Source organism: Kribbella sp. NPDC056861 (assembly GCF_040687575.1).
Classification (GTDB): Bacteria; Actinomycetota; Actinomycetes; order Propionibacteriales; family Kribbellaceae; genus Kribbella.
Genome location: NZ_JBFBNQ010000001.1, coordinates 435,940 through 452,018, shown reverse-complemented (window position 1 = coordinate 452,018; position 16,079 = coordinate 435,940). Strand labels below are relative to the sequence as shown.

Sequence of the window (16,079 nt, the reverse complement as noted above, 5' to 3'; positions counted from 1 at the left end):
AGCTACTGGGTATGAGCTATCCAGGTCCCCACGCCACGAACCCGCAGTACCAGCCCCAGGCCGGCTGGACGCCGTTGCCCGACGGGTCGCAAGACCAGACCCAGCAGCTTCCCGAGTGCGAGCCCACGCGGTTGGTGCCGCAGCACCCCGCGCAGCCGAACCGCGGCCAGCAGTTGCCGGCTCCGCAGGTCGCGACCAACCAGCAGGTCGCGCAGGAGATGCAGCAGTGGCGGGGGGAGCAGCCCGCCCACGGCCAGCAGTTGCCGGCTCCGCAGGTTGCAACCAACCGGCAGGTCGCGCAGGAGACGCAGCGGTGGCGGGGGCAGCCTGCGCAGTACGGCCAGCGTCCGGCTCAGCAGCCGGCCCCGCAGCTTGGGCAGGATGTGCTCACCGGCCGCGGACTGGTGAAGTTCTACGGCAACGTAGTCGGCCTGGCCGGTGTCGACGTCTCCGTCCGCTCCGGCGAGGCACTCGCCGTGATGGGACCCTCCGGCAACGGCAAGACCACCCTTCTCCACGTCCTCGCCGGCATCCTCACCCCCGACCAGGGCGAGATCTGGCTGGCAGGCGAGCGCGTTGACCAGATGAACGACGCAGCAAGGACCGTACTGCGCCGCCGGCGGCTCGGGTTCGTCTTTCAGGACAACCAACTGCTCGCCGAACTCCCGGCCGACGAGAACGTCGCGCTGCCGCTGATGGTCGACGGGGTCTCCCGCCGCGAGGCCATCGGCCGGGCGCGCACGATGCTCGCGCAGGTCGGCCTGGCCAACGAGGTCAGCCGCCGACCAGGCGAACTCTCCGGCGGCCAGGCTCAGCGCGTCGCCATCGCGAGAGCTCTCGTCGGTGAGCCGCAGGCGGTCTTCGCCGACGAGCCGACCGGCGCCCTCGACGCCGCCACCGGCGCTCAGGTCATCGACTTGCTGATCGCAGCCGCCACGCATCGCGGCGCGGCCGTTGTCGTCGTCACCCACGATGACGCTGTCGCCGCCCGCTGCCACCGCGTAGTACGGATCGTCGACGGCAAGGTGAGCGACCGATGAATCCGATGACCGACCTGGGCCTGCGGTTCGTCCGCCGCCCAGGACCAGGCGGACGCGCAGCCAACCTGGCCGCCCTCGGTGCCACGGCGATCGTCGCGTTGCTCATCACGTTCCTGATCGCCGGCTCACTCGGCCTGACCCACCGCTCCGACCGGATCGGCTGGCGCAACACCGACGACGGCACCGTACAGACCGCGGTCGGCGTGGTCAACGAGATCGACGACATGGCCGGCGGCGTCCCGCTGACCCGGTACGACGTCGCCATCAACAACCCTGACAAGGACAGCAAGCTCCCACCGCCTCCGGGCCTGGCCAGATCGCCCAAGCCGGGTGAGGTCTTCGTCTCGCCGGAGGTCGCGAAGCACTGGTCAGCAGACCTGGCGAAGCGCTACAACCAAGCCAAGCCGACCGGCGTCATCACCGACAAAGGCCTGTCCTCGGCCAGCGACTGGGTGATCATCCACGGCGTCGAGAAGAACTCACCCGGTGTCGCCGAGGCCGACCGTCCGAAGTACCTCGAGACCTGGAACGGCAAGTCGCTCGACGAGCGGATGGCGACGCTCCTCGTCCTGGTCGCCTTCGGCATCACCCTCGTGCTCTTCCCGCTGCTCAGCCTGGTCGGGCAAGCAGCAGGCGTCGCGGCCAAGCGCCGTGAGCATCGACTGGCAGCACTCCGACTCGCCGGCTCGACCCGCAGCCAGGTCCTCTGGCTGAGCGCCGTCGAACAAGCAGTTCTCGCAGTGATCGGCGCGGTCGTCGGCGTGATCGGCTACCTCGCCCTCACCCCGCTGATCGCCCGCATCCCACTCGGCGGCGGCCGCTGGTACGTGCACGACCTGATGCCCAGTTGGTGGGTCGTGCTGATCGTCCTGGTCGCAGTACCGGTGTTGTCGGTGCTCAGCGCGCTGATCGGTCTCGGCCGGGTCAGCATCACCCCGCTCGGCGTCGTCCGTGGCCAGACCCGCAAGGGCACCAGCGCGCTGCGGCTCGGCCTGCTGGTGGTCGGCCCGATCATGCTCGCGATCATCGGCACCGGCGGCGCGATCCTGCCGATCCTGATCGGGATCGGCTTCGCCGCCCTCGCGGTCCGCATCGTCGGTCCGTTCGCGGTCCAGGTGATCGGCAAGTTCATGGCCCGTACTGCGAGAGGCCCGGTCGCGCTGCTGGCCGGCCGGCGACTCGCCGACGACCCGAAGGCCGCGTTCCGCCCGGTCGCGGCGCTGGTGCTGAGCGGCTTCGTCACCGGTTTCCTCGCGTTGTTCATGCCCTACGGCATGAGCAGCGACGCCAAGGACGCATCCTTCGAGTTCTACGCCAAACAAGGACAGACCGTCGTCCTGGCCCAGGACGCGAAGGCGAAGCTCGCCGAGGCCGGGCTGAAGGGCCAGGTCACCACCTCCGACCAGGTCGTTTACATCTCCGTGCCGAGCAACGATCGCGAGCAGGCCCGCACCGCTCTCTACAACCTCGTCCCGGGCAAGGTGCCGCTGACCGAGGCGGAGCGGGAGGGGCAGGACGCCGGGATGTATAAGGACCTGCGACTCGGCGTGGCACTGCTGCTCGGACTCGTCTTCGTCACCGGCGCGGCCTCGACAGCAGCCGGTGCGGTCGGGACGGCACTGGACCAGGCCGGACCCGCGAAGGCGCTGCGGCGCTCCGGAGTACCGCTGAAGGTGATCGAGCGATCCGCCCGGCTCGCGGCCGTCCTACCGGTGGTCGGGGTGGGGCTTCCGGTGGTCGGTTTCGGAGCGCTGACCGGTCTGGCACTGAGCGGCGGGGAGATCCTGACGGAGGGCAGCTCGGGAGTCCTGCTGCTCTTCGGGCAGGTGGTGATCGGCCTCGTACTGGTCGCCGTCGCGGGAGCAGCAGGCGCACCCGTACTCCGCAAAGCCAGCGTCGGCTGATCCCAGCGAACAACTGGCACGCCGCTATCCACAGGCACCAATCGGGCTCCGGGCCCGGCGCATGCAAGGATGAGGTCATGCGTGACCTGAATGCGCCGGTCCCGGAGCTCGCGGACGCCTCGTCCGAACTTCGCGACTCGATCGACCGGTGCGGCTACTACCCAGACGTCGTGACGGACTCGCTCGCCGTGGCCATCGCCGGCGAACCGATCCGGGCCTTTGTGCTGCAGCACGAACCAACGTTCGACCGGGACGAGGTGCGGCGCCACATCACCATCCTGGCGCTGACCCCGAGCCGGCTGATCGTCGGGCACACCGACGAACACGCGGCCGACGACCTGATCCGCGCGCCCTACGCGTCCACCTCCACCGAGGCGATCCCGCTCAACCGGGTGAACGCGGTGGTGGTGAACAGGGTGGTCCCGAATCCGGCCGGCTACGCCTCCAAGGCCTCGGGCGGCAAGGCCGACCCGGCAGCGGGCGGCGAGGTCGTGCTGACCATCGGCTGGGGCATGGTGAACCGGATCGACCTCGAGCCCGCAGTCTGCGCCGACCCGAACTGCGAGGCCGACCACGGCTACACCGGTTCCGTCGCCGCCGATGACATCTCGCTGCGGATCTCCGCGGCGGCCGACGGCCCGGCCGGGATCCAGCAGGTGCTCGACTTCGCCGCGGCGCTGTCGTTCGCGACGACCAGCAGGTAGAGCCGTGTCCGACCCGACGCCCATCCTGCCTGCTTACGGCGGCGGGTCGCTCGCAGACGTGCTGCCTTCGGTCGCCGGCGCGCTCTCGGTGCCCGGCGAGCAAAACCTGCTCGACCTGCCACCCGCACCCCGGTACGCCGTACTGCTGCTCGACGGCCTGGGCTGGAACCTGCTTCGCCGCAACGCGGAGACCGCGCCGTACCTGTCATCCCTGGCAGCTCGCAGCCTGACCGCCGGGGTCCCGTCGACAACGGCCGCGAGCCTGACCAGCCTCGGCACCGGCCTCCCGCCGGGCGCGCACGGCATCGTCGGCTACACCTCGATCGTGCCCGAGACGGGTGCCCTGCTGAACGCGTTGCAGTGGGACGCCCCGGTTGATCCGCGCCGTTGGCAACCACACCAGACCGTCTTCGAGCGGGTCGCCGCGGCCGGCGTCGCCGTACGCAACGTCAGCAAGGCGCGCTTCGACAACTCCGGGCTGACCTCGGCGGCGTTCCGGGGCAGCAAGCATCGAGGCGCCGACACCATCGAGGACCGGCTCGACGCGACCAGGTTCGCCAGCCGCGAAGGCGACAAGTCGCTGGTCTACGTCTACGACTCCCAGCTGGACTACACCGGTCACGGGCAGGGGAGTGGATCGTGGCAATGGCGCAAGGAGCTCGCTGCGGCTGACGCTTTCGCCTCGCAGATCAGGTCTGCGCTGCCCCGCGACGCAGTACTGCTGGTCGTCGCGGACCACGGCATGATCGACGTGGCCCCCGAGCACCGGATCGACCTCGATGCCGAGCCCGCCCTGACCGACGGACTCCGGTTGATCGGCGGCGAGTCACGCTTCCGTCACCTGTACTGCGTCGACGGCGCGACCGACGACGTCCTGTCGACGTACCGGGAGCGGGTCGGCGAGAAGGCCCTCGTGCTGAGCCGGGACGAGGCGATCGGCCGCGGCTGGTTCGGTTCCGTCGAGGAGCGCGTCGCGCCACGCCTCGGCGACGTCATCGTCGCCTCACTCGGACCGGTCGCCCTGGTGGCAGGCCGCCGCTACCCGCAGGAAGCCGGCCTGATCGGCCTGCACGGTTCGCTCACCGAGGACGAGATGCTGATCCCGCTCCTGATCGACGCAAGGGACTAGAAGCTCCACACGTTCCAGAAGAAGCTCGCCTGCGCGGTCTTCGCCTCGGCGTCCCGAGCCGTCACGGTCACCTTGTAGCGGCCGGAGCCCGGGGTCAGCACGCCGGTGATCCAGCCGCGCTGACCGTCGATGCTCAGCCCCGGCGGCAGGCCGGTCGCGGTGTAGCTGATCTCGCCCTTGCTGCTCAGACCCTTGAGCAGCAGCGGGATCGCAGGTGCTCCTCCGAAGCCTAACTGCTCGGCCGGCTTGGTGATGCTCACGCCCGAGGTCGGTGCTTTGGCGGCCGCGCCGACTGCCTCAGCCGCATCGGTGACGCCTTCGCCGTAGAACGAGTTGAGCGCGTCCGTCCCCTTGCAGGTCGCCGCCCCGCTCGGAGGGCACGGCAGGTCGTTGGCCTGCGCGGCCAGCCTGGCCCGGACCTGCTCCGGGTTCAGCTTCGGATTCGTACTGCGAATCAGCGCGACCACACCAGCGACATGCGGTGACGCCATCGACGTACCGTCCAGGGACTGGTAGCCACCGCCCGGAACGGTCGAGTACACGTCCTGGCCAGGAGCCGCGATGCTGATCTTGCCTTCGCCGAAGTTCGAGAAGCTCGCCTTCGCCCCCTCCGGGCTGAGGGCCGAGACGACGACCACGTTCGGCAGCTCGGTCGGCAGGCTGAGGCACGCGTTGGTGACCGCGCGGGTGGCGGGCTTGGAGTCGTTCGGGCTCGACGGGTCGCTGGCCTTGGCGGCCAGGTCGTAGTTCTCGTTGCCGGCGGCAGCGACGTTCACCACGCCCTTGGAGTCGGCGTAGGCGACCGAGCGCTTGACCGCCTCCTGGATGGCGTCCTGGTCGGGGTCGGTCGGGCACAGGAACAGCCAGGGGTCGACGTAGTAGCTGTTGTTGGTGACCGAGACGCCCTTGTCGGCGGCGAAGACGAACGCGCAGACGGTGTTCTCGGCGAAGAACAGTTGCTGGCCTTCCGGCTCGGCCACCCGGATCGACGAGACCTTCACGCCAGGGGCGACGCCGATCATGCCCTTGCCGTCCTTCGCCGCGGCGATCGTGCCGGCGACGTGGGTGCCGTGCGAGGCGACCGGCCGCCAGGCGCCGGGCCGGGTGTCGGCCTTGCCGTAGGCACAGGACGCGGACTTCGAGGCGTCGAAGTTCGCCTTCAGGTCCTGGTGCAGGTCGTCGACGCCGGTGTCCAGCACGCCGACGGTGATCGCCTTCGACCCCGGGTTGACCGCCCAGGCCTTGTCCGCGCCGATCGCGGTCATGTCCGGCCGCACGGTCTCGGGCGAGCTGTCCGGGATCTCGACCGAAGCGGCCGGGATCGGCGGGTTGGCCGCCGCGGCCGGTACGTCGGAGGTCCGGGTCGCGCCGACCTTCTGCACCCCGGGCACGGTCCGCATCGCGCCGGCGAAACCGGCGTTCGACGAATGCACGACCAGCACCCCGATGGCGTCGTACGCCGCGTAGATGGTGCCCGCGTTGGCCGTCACCCCGGCCATCACCGCGGTGGTCTGCTTGGGAGCCGTGATCACGAAGTACGCCCGCAAGCCTGCCTCGACCCGGGTAGGTGTGGCCGCCGACGGAACCGTCGGGGCGACCAGGGTCAAGCAGAGCATGAGGAGCAGAATCAGGGCTTTGCGCACGCTCAAGTAGACCCCGGACCACCCGAAGAACAAAAGCCGACGCACCCCGGCGTACCTGATGCACCAACCACTTTGGCAGGATGATCGCCCGTGGCTGAGCTGCTGTACTTCACCGGGACCATGGACTGCGGCAAGTCCACGCTGGCGCTGCAGTTGAATCACAACCACGCGGCGCGTGGCCGGCTGGGGAAGATCTTCACCAGCAACGACCGGGCGGGCGAGTCGACGCTGTCGTCGCGGCTCGGCCTGGAGGCCACCGCGATCGAGGTGAAACCCGACTTCGACTTCTGGCAGTACGTCGTCGACGAGCTGACCCAGGGCGGCCGGATCGACTACGTGGTCGCCGACGAGGCGCAGTTCTACCAGCCCGAACAGGTCGACCAGCTGGCCCGGCTGGTGGACGAGCTGCAGATCGACGTCTTCTGCTTCGGCATCCTGACCGACTTCCGCGCGACCCTGTTTCCCGGGTCGGCCCGGCTGGTCGAGCTGGCCGACCGGATGGAGCTGCTGCAGGTCGAGGCGTTGTGCTGGTGCGGTGAGCGCGCCACCCACAACGCCCGGACGGTCGGTGGTGAGATGGTCACCGAAGGCGAGCAGCTGGTCGTCGGTGACATGGTCACCAACGCCGCCGACATCGCCTACGAGGTGCTCTGCCGTCGCCACCATCGACGCCGGCTGACCGCCGCTCGTGCTCGTGCCACCCTGTCTCCCGAGGTACTCCCGTTCGGAGGAGCGTTGTGAACCCGCTGATCTCTGCCGACTCGTTGCTGGCAGCCACCGACAGGCCCGTCCTGATCGACGTCACCTGGAACCTGTCGGCGCCGGCCGGCGCCCCGAAGGCCGCACCCGGCCGGGACGCCTACGACGCCGGTCACCTGCCCGGCGCGCACTTCGTCGACCTGGACACCGAGCTGGCCGGCCCGCCCGGTGAGGGCGGCCGTCACCCGTTGCCCTCAGCAACAACTGTCGAGGCGGCGCTGCGCCGCGCGGGAGTCACCGAGGACTCCGCCGTGGTCGTCTACGACGCGGCCAACTCGATGGCCGCCGCGCGGGCCTGGTGGATCCTCCGGTACTTCGGGGTGCGCGACGTCCGCGTCCTCGACGGCGGCTTCGCGGCCTGGCGCGCCGCCGGGGGAGAGGTGACCACCGACGTGCCTGAGGACGGCAAGAGCAGCTTCGTCGCGACGGCCGGACAGGTCCCGCTGCTCGACGCTGACAGTGCCGCCGAGCTCGCGTCGACCGGCGTACTGCTCGATGCCCGCGCGCCGGAACGCTTTGCCGGTGAGGTCGAGCCGCTGGACAAGATCGCCGGCCACATCCCCGGCGCGGTGAATGCCCCGACCGCCGCCAACGTCTCCGCGGACGGTCACTTCCTCTCCGCCGACGACCTCCGCGCCCGCTTCACCGCCCTCGGTGCCGACGGCTCGACCCCGGTCGGCGCGTACTGCGGCTCCGGCGTCACGGCCGCCCACGAAGCCCTCGCTCTGCAGGTCGCCGGCATCGAGGCAGCGGTCTACGTCGGCTCCTGGTCCGAGTGGATCACCGACCCGGATCGCCCGATCGCGACCGGTCGCCAATAAACAACCTTCGACATCGGGGCCCGGTAAGTTCTTGACTTACCGGGCCGGCGCGCGTCACTCTGCTGGGGAAATCGATTTCTCATCGCCCCGAGGAGACCCGATGACGCCCGAGCCGACGATCAAGCGATCCACGTTTCTCAAAGCCGCGGCGGCCGGTGCCGGCGTACTGATGGCCGGGCCCGGGATCGCCGCGGCCGGGCGCAACGGCGTACAGGCTGTGTCGACCAGCAAAATTGCGGACCTGACCGGACCGGGGCTGACGAACCAGTACCGGATGCAGGCGACCGACCTGGGGATCCCGGTGCGGACGCCGGACGGGCGGATGCTGTTCATGTTCGGCGACACGTTCGAGAACGCGAGCGTCGGCGGTGGCTGGTGGCGATCGCCGGTGGCGCTGTGGTCGACGACGACCAATCTGGCCGGCGGCGTGAAGTGGTCCGGCGCGGTCGGGGGAGCGGCGGCGCAGCAGCTGTGGGACTACCCGCACGACAACCCGACCTTCTCGACCGTGCTGCCGTCGGACGTGATCACCGTCGGCGGCTCGATGTATCTGCACGCGATGGTCAACAAGGGCCTGGGCAATGTCGTCTGGACCGAGATCTGGCGGTCGGACAACTCCGGCGCGAGCTGGTATCACACCGGCGCGAAGTTCGCCGGAAACCTGGATGGGGGCCTGTTCCAGCTACTCACCTGGGGGTTGGGCAGCGACGGCTATGTCTACGTCTACTCCACTGGCTTCCAGCGGAACAAGCCGATCATTCTGAAGCGGGTGCGCAGCGACCAGATCGCGAATCCGGCGGCGTACCAGCCGTGGGGCTTCCGCGACGGCGTCTGGGCCTGGGGTAATCCGCCGACGCCGATCCTGACCGGCAGCTTCGGTGAGATGAGTCTGCGCCCGCTCGGTGGCAAGTGGGTGCTGACCTGGTTCAACGCCGGCGACTACCGGATCGACGGGATGATCATGGACACGCCGACGTCGAACCTCTACACGGCGTACCGGCAGCCGTTGATCTACGGCGGCGCCTGGGGCTCCGAGGACGGCAACCACGTCGCGCAGCTCTACGGCGGCTACATCATCCCCGGCTCCACGCTGTCGGACATGCACCTCTCGGTCAGCCAGTGGAACACCAGCGCGGGCTGGCCCTACCGCGTCATGCAGTTCCGCGTCCGCAACTTCGGCTAGTCGAAGCATTTCGACTAGCGACGAAACGGCATGGTGTCGGAGCCGCCACTGCGGCCGACCTTCTGGAAACCGAGCGACCGGTAGAGCTTCGCCGCACGGTTCTCCGGCTCAACGCTCAGACTCAACCGCCCGTACGGCGCTGCTGCCTCGAGCAGCGCCTCGAGCAGAGCGCGCCCCACGCCGCGACCCCGCTGCCCCGGGGAGACGCCGATACTCAGCTCCGGCACGTCGTCGGCCACGTACCCGTACCCCGGCCGATCCGCGGTCATCAGTCGCGCCCACGCGGCGCCGATCGGCAGGCCGGCCTCGTCGATGGCGACGACACCGAAGTCGCCGGGGCGCATCCAACCGTCGACGTATCGCCAGGCGTGGTCCTCGGCGGCGAGCTGTTCGGCGGTGAAGCGGGGGTGCCCGTCCCAGTTGTAGGCCTCCAGCAACATCTCCTCGAGGAAGCCTCGGTCGGCGGCTGTGGCTGCTCGAATCGTCACGGGCGACATCTTCTCGCGGGCCGGGAGCAACTCGGCATTGATAAAGTAACACGCATGGTTTAACTTACTCGAAATTGGGCTGTTGTGGCCCAGACCACACCCCTGAACCGCCCGGTGAGCGGGGTGTTCCCGGACATCTGAGGAGTTCCGATGACGAGAACGGCACGGCTTGCCGCGACCCTGACCTCGGCGGCCTTGCTGCTGGCGACGGCAGCCTGCGCGGACGGCAGCACCCCGGCGGCCGACACCGCGGCCGGCGCGATCGACGAGAAGGCGCCGGTCACCATCACGGTGGGCAACAAGCCCAAGCCGGACAAGCCGGCCGACGTCGCCGCGTTCGAGCGCAACGTCAAGAAGTTCATGACCGACAACCCGAACATCACCGTCAAGTCGAGTGAGACCGCGTGGGACGCGCAGACCTTCCAGGCTCAGGTGGCAGGTGGCTCGCTCCCGACCGTGATGAGTATCAGCTTCACCGAACCGCTGAACATGATCCCGAACAAGCAGCTGCCGGACATCACCGACGAGCTGAAGCTGGTCGACATGACCAAGGACCTCAACCCCGAGACGCTGAAGATGGTCCAGGACGACAAGGGCCGGATCTACGGGGTGCCGTTCGAGGCGTTCTCGGTCGGGCTGGCCTACAACCGGGCGCTGTTCAAGCAGGCCGGGCTCGACCCGGACAAGCCGCCGACGAGCTGGGAAGAGGTCCGCCAGTTCGCCAAGCAGATCACCGAGAAGACCGGGAAGGCCGGCTACGCCCAGCTGACCAAGGACAACACCGGCGGCTGGATGCTCACGACGATGACCTACAGCATGGGCGGCTCGGTGCAGAGCCCCGACGGCAAGAAGAGCACCTTCGACGACGCGCCCGCCAAGAAGGCGCTGCAGCTGCTGAAGGACATGCGCTGGACCGACAACACGATGGGCACCAACTTCCTCTACAACCAGGAGGAGGCCCGGCAGGACTTCGCGGCCGGGAAGATCGGGATGATCATGCAGGCTCCGGACGCCTACGACATGGCCGTCAAGAACTTCGGCATGAAGCCGGCCGACTTCGGCGAGGGCGCGCTGCCGCAGGACGGCGGCCCGCACGGCACCCTGACCGGTGGCTCGATCAAGATGATCAACCCCAAGTCGTCGAAGAACGAGATCGTCGCCGCGCTGAAGTGGATCAAGTCGCAGGAGTTCGACAAGTACACCTCGGAGACGCTCGCGGTGCAGAACGCCAAGGACACCATCGCCGACAAGGGTTTCGTCGGCCGGCCGGGCGTGACGCCGCTGAGCCAGCAGACCTACGACCAGTACAACAAGTGGCGTGAGCCCTACAACAACGTTCCGGTCGAGCAGTTCAAGGGCTACGTCGAGTCGACCACGTCGCTGAAGCTGCTGCCCGAGCCGGTGAAGAAGGGCCAGGAGGTCTACGCGCTGCTCGACCCGGTGGTCCAGCAGGTGCTGACCAAGAAGGACGCGGACATCGACAAGTTACTCGCCGACGCCGCTTCGAAGATCGACGCCCGCCTGGCCCGGTAGTCCGATGGCCGTCCTGACCCGCGTGTCCACGGCACGCCCAGCGGCTCGCTCCGGCCGGAGTCCGATCACCTGGTGGCGCTCCGGCGGACTGAGCAGCGTCCTGTTCATCCTGCCCCTGGTACTGATCTTCCTGTACTTCTCCTGGGGCCCGATCGTCCGCGGCCTGGTGCTGTCGTTCCAGAAGAACAACCTGGTCACGACGCCGGAGTGGGTCGGGATGGCCAACTTCAGCTACGTGCTGACCGACCCGCAACTGCCGCAGGCCACCCTCAACACCCTGTACTTCGCGCTGCTCGCGCTGATCTTCGGCTTCCCGGTGCCGCTGTTCCTGGCGGTGTTCATCAGCGAGCTGCGCAAGACGGGCTGGCTCTACAACGTGCTGTCCTACCTGCCGGCGGTCGTCCCGCCGGTGGCGGCCATCTTGTTGTGGAAGTTCTTCTACGACCCCGGTGAGTCCGGTGTCTTCAACGCGATCCTCGGCTGGTTCGGGGCCGGCCCGTTCGCCTGGCTGAACTCGCCGAATCTGGCGATGCCGGCCATCGTGATCGAGGCGACCTGGGCCGGCGCCGGGGCCACCTCGATCATCTACCTGGCCGCGCTCACCGGAGTACGGACCGAGCTGTACGAGGCGGCCGAGCTCGATGGCGCGGGGATCTGGCGGCGGGTCTGGCACGTCACGCTGCCGCAGATCCGCGGAATCATCCTGATCATGATGCTGCTGCAGCTGATCGGGACGTTCCAGGTCTTCACCGAACCGTTCCTGTTCACCGGCGGCGGTCCGGACAACGCGACCACCACCGTGCTGCTGCTGATCTACCGGTACGCGTTCATCAACGGCGACTTCGGCGCCGCCACCGCGCTCAGCGTGCTGCTCGCGCTGGTGCTGTGCGTGCTGTCGGTCGGCTACCACTTCATGACGAAGCGCTGGAGTACGACATGAGCACCGACGTGCAGGAGCGCGGCATCATCTCCACGGCCGACCGCAAACGGCCACTGATCCAGTACGGGCTGCCGGCGATCCAGGTGCTGCTGTTCATCGGCGTCCTAGTGGCCGGGGTCGGCCCGCTGTTGTGGCTGCTGAAGTCGGGTCTGTCGATCAGCCAGGACATCCTGCAGGGGCCGATGAGTCTGTGGCCGAGCGGGATCCAGTGGCACAACATGCCGGACGCGTGGACGCGGGTGCAGATCGGCTCGTACCTCGGCAACACCGCGATCATCGCGATCGGCTCGCTGCTGTCCACCCTGTTCGTCTGTACGACGGGCGCGTTCGTGCTGAGCGTGCTCCGCCCCAAGTGGGGCCCGATCATCACCGGCGCGGTGCTGGCCACGCTGTTCCTGCCCGGTGTCATCTCGCTGGTCCCGCTCTACCTGACCATCCTCAAGATGCCCGTGCTCGGGGTGAACCTGCAGAACACCTTCTGGGCGGTCTGGCTGCCGCAGGCGGCGGGCGCGTTCAACATCCTGGTGATGAAGCGGTACTTCGACGCGATCCCGCGGGAGCTGATCGAGGCGGCGCGGATCGACGGCGCGAGCAACCTGCGGCTGTTCACCTCGCTGATCCTGCCGCTGTCCAAGCCGATCCTCGGCGTGGTCGCGCTGCTCACGGTCATCGGCTCCTGGAAGGACTACCTGTGGCCGCTGCTCGTACTGCCCGACCCAGCCATGCAGCCGATCTCGGTCGCGCTGCCCCGAGTCGCCGAGACGACTGAGATCTCCCTGCAGATGAGTGCGTTGTTCCTGGCGGTCCTGATCCCCGTAGTGCTCTTCTTGATCTTCCAGAAGCAGTTCCTGCGCGGGGTCGGAATGTCGGGAGGCATCAAGGAATGACGTCATCACTGAGTGGGCGCCGGGTTCTGGTCACGGGAGCGGCGGGGCGGATCGGCTCGGTCACCACGCGGCACCTGACCGAGCTCGGCGCGCTGGTCACCGCGTTCACGAACGTCCAGGACGACGAGCTGAAGGCGGATCGGATCGTCGTCGGCGACACCAGGTCGGAGCAGGACGTGGCGACAGCGCTGGAAGGCGCCGACGCGGTCGTCCACCTGGCCGCCCTGGCTCACCCCGGGGCCGGTACGCCGTACGACGTCTACACCATCAACGTCGTGTCGACCTTCAACGTGCTCGCCCAGGCCGGTGCGCTGGGCGTCGAGCGGGCCGTGGTCGCGAGCAGCATCAACGCGTTCGGGGTTCCGTTCAACCCCGACGACATCCGGCCGGCGTACTACCCGCTGGACGAGAAGATCCCCAGCGACGTCGCTGACTGGTACTCGCTGTCGAAGCAGAACGACGAGAACACCTGCCGGATGGCGTGGCGGCGCTGGGGGATCGACGTGGTGGCCTTCCGGTTCCCGCATGTGAACACCGCCGAGATCCTGCAGCGCCAGGCCGAGGGCTACGGCGAGAAGCCGGCGGGCGGCGTACGGGAGGGGTGGGCGTATCTGGACACCCGCGATGCGGCGTACGCGATCGAACTGGGGCTGACGGCAACCTTGTCCGGGGCGCAGACGTTCTTCGTCGCGGCCGGCAGCACCAATGCGCCGTACGAGACCGAGGCGCTGCTCGACGCCTTCGCGCCGGGGGTGCCGCGGCTGCGGCGCTTCACCGGGCGGGAGGTGCCGATCGACCTGACCGCGGCGCGGACCGTGCTCGGCTTCAGTGCCCGTCATGAGCTGGACCTCCCGACGAATCATTTGGAGACCTGAATGCCGCAGGAGACCCCCGCCACCTTCGCCCAGCCCTGGCCGGTCCGCGACGACCTCCGGATCAGCTCGGTCAAGACGATCGTGACCGCGCCGCAGGGCATTCCGTTGGTGGTGGTGAAGATCGACACCACCGAGCCGGGGCTGTACGGGCTCGGCTGCGCGACCTTCACCCAGCGCTGGAAGGCGGTGCAGACGTTCGTCGACGAGCACCTGGCCCGGCTGCTGATCGGCCGGTACCCCGGTGACATCGGCGACCTGGTCCGGCTGGCCGGGTTCTCCGGCTACTGGCGTGGTGGCCCGGTCACCAACAACGCGATCTCGGGGATCGATCAGGCGCTGTGGGACATCGCCGGCAAGCGGGCCGGGATGCCGATCTACGAGTTGCTCGGCGGCAAGGTCCGGGCGGCGGCCGACACGTATATCCACGCTGGCGGCATCACCATCGAGGACACCATCGATCAGGCAAAAGAGTTCGTGGCGCAGGGCTGGCGACACATCCGTCTGCAGGTCTCGACTCCCGGGGGTGGCGGGTACGGCGCTCCCCAACTGTCGACGCTGTACCCGGAGGCGCCGTACCGGAATGGGTGGAGTGCCCGCGACTACCTCCGTACTACGCCCGACCTGTTCGCCGCTGCCCGGCAGTCGCTGCCGGACAACATCGAGTTGCTGCACGACGTGCACTCGCGGCTCACTCCCAAGGAAGCCGTCCTGCTGGCACGCTCACTCGAGCCCTATCGCCTGTTCTTCCTGGAGGACGTCCTGGCGCCGGAACTCTGGGACCGGCTGCCGGAGGTCCGGGCTGCATCACCCGTGCCGCTGGCCGTTGGCGAGCTGACCACCTCGCTGGTCGATGCTGTCCGGCTGGTCCGCGACGGCGGCGTCGACTTCATCAGGTCGCACATCTCCGACATCGGCGGCCTCACCGCGGCCCGCAAGGTCGCTGATCTTGCGGAGTTGTGCGGCGTGAAGACGGCGTGGCACGGGCCGGGGGACACCTCGCCAATCGGTGCTGCTGCCAACGTGGCGCTCGATGTCAGCTCGGTCGCCTTCGGCATCCAGGAAGGTCACATCTACAACGACGCCACTCATGAGGTCTTCCCGGGCACGCTGCGGATCGTCGACGGTTGGCTTACCCCCAACGACAAGCCGGGCTGGGGGATCGACATCGACCTGGCGGCGGCCGCGCGGTACCCCGCCGAGTTGGCGGGCCACGACGAGTGGGCGGCCGGCGTACGGCGGATCGACGGGGCGTTGGAGGCACCGTGAAATTCGCGGTGTTCACCGACTCGACGCCGGACTGGACTCCCGCGGAGGCCGCCAAGATCCTGGCCTCGCAGGGGTGGCACGGCGTCGAGTGGCGGATCACCGACCCGGTGGCTTCGGCGCAGCCGACGTTCTGGGCCGGCAATCGGGCGACCTGGCCGCTCACCGGGCTGGAGTCACGACTCGACGAGATCCGCGCGGTCACTCTGGAGGCCGGGTTGGAGCTGCCGGCGCTCGGTGCCTATGTGACGCCGCGACACCGTGAGGATGCCGAACGGATGCTGTCGGCGGCCGCCGTGCTGGGGGCCGGTCAGGTTCGCTTCCTCGGGGTGAACGTGGAGAAGGGGCAGAGCTACCGGGAGGCGTTCGCGGCGTACCGGGGTGATTGGGAGTGGCTCGCGGACTGCGCCCGGCGGTACGGCGTACGGGCGTTGCTGGAGTTGCATCACGAGAGCCTGACGCCGAGCGCGTCGGCGGCCCGGCGATTGGTCGAGGGGCTCGATCCGCGGTACGTCGGGGTCCTGCACGACATCGGCAACACGGTGATCGAGGGCTGGGAGGAACCGGCGCACGCGCTCGACCTGCTCGGCGAGTACCTGGCCCATGTGCACGTCAAGAACGTCGCGTTTCACCTGGCCGCGGTGGAAAACGACGGCACCTTGCGGTGGGCGCCGAAATGGGTGCCGTTGCGCGAAGGCCGGGCGCACCTGCCGGAATTCTTCAAAGCACTCGCTGCGGTCGGCTATGCGGGCTGGGTGACGGTGGAGGATTTCTCCACCGCGCAACCACTGGCCGAAAGAACCGCGGCGAATCTCGAATACCTCAGCGGGCTCGCACACGCTGCGGGGTACGATCTCGGCTAACTTCTCGGGGTTCTTTTCATGAGCGGGGAAAGTTATGGATGAGGAGG

General features: G+C 68.6%; 15 protein-coding genes. 13 read left to right on the top strand and 2 right to left on the bottom strand.

The genetic code is table 11. The features are described 5' to 3' along the window. The first annotated feature begins 11 nt into the window (after window positions 1–11). The 4 genes from AB0P21_RS02020 to AB0P21_RS02005 all read left to right on the top strand — a co-directional run bounded on the left by AB0P21_RS02020 (window position 12) and on the right by AB0P21_RS02005 (window position 4,777). A complete protein-coding gene (locus AB0P21_RS02020) occupies window positions 12–1,040 on the top strand; it encodes an ATP-binding cassette domain-containing protein (RefSeq protein ID WP_363693070.1) in 1,029 nt (342 codons plus the stop codon). Next, window positions 1,037–2,944 (top strand): FtsX-like permease family protein, encoded by a 1,908-nt coding sequence (locus AB0P21_RS02015; RefSeq protein ID WP_363693069.1) that lies wholly within the window; start codon window positions 1,037–1,039, stop codon window positions 2,942–2,944. The genes AB0P21_RS02020 and AB0P21_RS02015 overlap by 4 nt, the downstream gene beginning before the upstream one ends. Before the next feature lie 77 nt (window positions 2,945–3,021). Beyond that, entirely contained in the window at window positions 3,022–3,648 is a 627-nt protein-coding gene (locus AB0P21_RS02010; RefSeq protein ID WP_363693068.1) for a DUF5998 family protein, read from the top strand. 4 nt (window positions 3,649–3,652) lie between these two features. After that, on the top strand, window positions 3,653–4,777 hold the full coding sequence (locus AB0P21_RS02005) for a nucleotide pyrophosphatase/phosphodiesterase family protein (RefSeq protein WP_363693067.1): 1,125 nt from the start codon (window positions 3,653–3,655) through the stop codon (window positions 4,775–4,777). On the opposite strand, the gene AB0P21_RS02000 is transcribed toward AB0P21_RS02005, so the two are convergent. After that, entirely contained in the window at window positions 4,774–6,393 is a 1,620-nt protein-coding gene (locus AB0P21_RS02000; protein ID WP_363693066.1) for a S8 family serine peptidase, read from the bottom strand. The genes AB0P21_RS02005 and AB0P21_RS02000 overlap by 4 nt on opposite strands. Window positions 6,394–6,510: 117 nt before the next feature. On the opposite strand from AB0P21_RS02000, the gene AB0P21_RS01995 reads away from it, so the two are divergent. The 3 genes from AB0P21_RS01995 to AB0P21_RS01985 all read left to right on the top strand — a co-directional run bounded on the left by AB0P21_RS01995 (window position 6,511) and on the right by AB0P21_RS01985 (window position 9,183). Continuing rightward, on the top strand, window positions 6,511–7,161 hold the full coding sequence (locus AB0P21_RS01995) for a thymidine kinase (protein ID WP_363693064.1): 651 nt from the start codon (window positions 6,511–6,513) through the stop codon (window positions 7,159–7,161). Further along, window positions 7,158–8,000: a sulfurtransferase gene (locus AB0P21_RS01990; RefSeq protein ID WP_363693062.1), complete on the top strand. Its 843-nt coding sequence runs from the start codon at window positions 7,158–7,160 to the stop codon at window positions 7,998–8,000. The genes AB0P21_RS01995 and AB0P21_RS01990 overlap by 4 nt, the downstream gene beginning before the upstream one ends. 100 nt (window positions 8,001–8,100) lie before the next feature. Next, window positions 8,101–9,183, top strand: coding sequence for a DUF4185 domain-containing protein (locus AB0P21_RS01985; protein ID WP_363693061.1), 1,083 nt, complete (start codon window positions 8,101–8,103; stop codon window positions 9,181–9,183). Window positions 9,184–9,197: 14 nt separating this feature from the next. Here AB0P21_RS01985 and AB0P21_RS01980 read toward each other — a convergent pair whose 3' ends face one another. Next, entirely contained in the window at window positions 9,198–9,671 is a 474-nt protein-coding gene (locus AB0P21_RS01980; RefSeq protein WP_363693059.1) for a GNAT family N-acetyltransferase, read from the bottom strand. A 150-nt stretch (window positions 9,672–9,821) separates the two neighbouring features. On the opposite strand from AB0P21_RS01980, the gene AB0P21_RS01975 reads away from it, so the two are divergent. The 6 genes from AB0P21_RS01975 to AB0P21_RS01950 are packed head-to-tail and all read left to right on the top strand — an operon-like array spanning window position 9,822 to window position 16,032. Then, window positions 9,822–11,204 carry an extracellular solute-binding protein gene (locus AB0P21_RS01975; protein ID WP_363693058.1) on the top strand — a complete coding sequence of 461 codons (1,383 nt, stop codon included), beginning with the start codon at window positions 9,822–9,824 and terminating at the stop codon, window positions 11,202–11,204. 22 nt (window positions 11,205–11,226) lie between these two features. Beyond that, on the top strand, window positions 11,227–12,144 hold the full coding sequence (locus AB0P21_RS01970; protein ID WP_363693057.1) for a sugar ABC transporter permease: 918 nt from the start codon (window positions 11,227–11,229) through the stop codon (window positions 12,142–12,144). After that, window positions 12,141–13,031, top strand: a complete 891-nt coding sequence (locus AB0P21_RS01965; RefSeq protein ID WP_363693056.1) for a carbohydrate ABC transporter permease — start codon at window positions 12,141–12,143, stop codon at window positions 13,029–13,031. The genes AB0P21_RS01970 and AB0P21_RS01965 overlap by 4 nt, the downstream gene beginning before the upstream one ends. After that, on the top strand, window positions 13,028–13,906 hold the full coding sequence (locus AB0P21_RS01960) for an NAD(P)-dependent oxidoreductase (RefSeq protein WP_363693054.1): 879 nt from the start codon (window positions 13,028–13,030) through the stop codon (window positions 13,904–13,906). Before AB0P21_RS01965 ends, AB0P21_RS01960 begins: the two co-directional genes overlap by 4 nt. After that, the gene (locus AB0P21_RS01955) at window positions 13,907–15,172 is read left to right on the top strand and encodes an enolase C-terminal domain-like protein (RefSeq protein WP_363693053.1); all 1,266 of its coding nucleotides are present in this window, start codon (window positions 13,907–13,909) and stop codon (window positions 15,170–15,172) included. Further along, complete coding sequence (locus AB0P21_RS01950) at window positions 15,169–16,032, top strand: sugar phosphate isomerase/epimerase family protein (protein WP_363693052.1); 864 nt, start codon at window positions 15,169–15,171, stop codon at window positions 16,030–16,032. Before AB0P21_RS01955 ends, AB0P21_RS01950 begins: the two co-directional genes overlap by 4 nt. The last annotated feature ends 47 nt before the right edge of the window (window positions 16,033–16,079 follow it).

Coding starts and splice junctions, on each gene's coding strand:
- AB0P21_RS02015 (WP_363693069.1), top strand. CDS start 1,037: ATGAATCCGATGACCGACCTGGGCCTGCGGTTCGTCCGCCGCCCAGGA.
- AB0P21_RS02000 (WP_363693066.1), bottom strand. CDS start 6,393: ATGCTCTGCTTGACCCTGGTCGCCCCGACGGTTCCGTCGGCGGCCACA.
- AB0P21_RS01965 (WP_363693056.1), top strand. CDS start 12,141: ATGAGCACCGACGTGCAGGAGCGCGGCATCATCTCCACGGCCGACCGC.
- AB0P21_RS01955 (WP_363693053.1), top strand. CDS start 13,907: ATGCCGCAGGAGACCCCCGCCACCTTCGCCCAGCCCTGGCCGGTCCGC.
- AB0P21_RS01985 (WP_363693061.1), top strand. CDS start 8,101: ATGACGCCCGAGCCGACGATCAAGCGATCCACGTTTCTCAAAGCCGCG.
- AB0P21_RS02020 (WP_363693070.1), top strand. CDS start 12: ATGAGCTATCCAGGTCCCCACGCCACGAACCCGCAGTACCAGCCCCAG.
- AB0P21_RS01960 (WP_363693054.1), top strand. CDS start 13,028: ATGACGTCATCACTGAGTGGGCGCCGGGTTCTGGTCACGGGAGCGGCG.
- AB0P21_RS02010 (WP_363693068.1), top strand. CDS start 3,022: ATGCGTGACCTGAATGCGCCGGTCCCGGAGCTCGCGGACGCCTCGTCC.
- AB0P21_RS01975 (WP_363693058.1), top strand. CDS start 9,822: ATGACGAGAACGGCACGGCTTGCCGCGACCCTGACCTCGGCGGCCTTG.